A 707-nucleotide genomic window follows, 5' to 3' on the forward strand; every position below is an offset into this window, starting at 1 on the left:
GGGCAGGGGTTCGGCCGCGGCCGCGATCATATCAGGCAGGCTGATCGGATGGGGATGTCGAAGCGGACGACCAACGTCGGTGGCCGTGCCGTTTTCCGACCAACCCTGCTCGCCGATCAGAGGGACGAAGCGCACGCCGCCGAAATCCTCCTCGCTATAGGTTGCGGCGCCTGTCCGGGTGACTTTGAGCAGACGTTGCAAATCCGGGTCGTCGCCGACCGGAATGACGAGCCTGCCGCCGACATCGAGTTGCTCCTGAAGGGCGAGCGGTGCGCCGGGACCACTGGCTGTCACCACGATGGCGTCGAACGGCGCCGCCTGCGGCCAGCCCTTGGTGCCATCGCCTGTCCGAACCTCGATGTTTTGGTAGCCGAGTTTTTCAAACCGCCGCTTCGCGGCTTCGGCCAAACCGGGATGACGCTCTATCGTGTAGACCTGTTCGACGATCCGGCTCATCACCGCGGCCGCGTATCCCGAGCCGGTGCCAATTTCGAGCACATGGTCACCCGGTTTGACATCCGCCATCTCGATCATGAACGCGACAATGTAGGGTTGCGATATGGTCTGGCCATCGGCGATCGGCAGCGGCGTGTCTTCGTAAGCAAATTCCTCGAAGCCGGGTTCGACGAAGGCCTCGCGTGGAACTTCGCGCATTGCCTGCAGAATCTCACGGTCATGAATGCCACGCCGGCCGACATGGATATTGA

Annotated in this window: 1 protein-coding gene; it reads right to left on the bottom strand. The window is 62.5% G+C overall.

The features are described 5' to 3' along the window. A partial coding sequence (locus EN939_RS36730) for a protein-L-isoaspartate(D-aspartate) O-methyltransferase (RefSeq protein ID WP_245473325.1) occupies positions 1-702 on the bottom strand: 702 nt, incomplete at its 3' end. Positions 703-707 lie beyond the last annotated feature (5 nt).

The organism is Mesorhizobium sp. M7A.F.Ca.CA.002.05.1.1 (assembly GCF_003998335.1).
Taxonomy (GTDB): Bacteria; Pseudomonadota; Alphaproteobacteria; order Rhizobiales; family Rhizobiaceae; genus Mesorhizobium.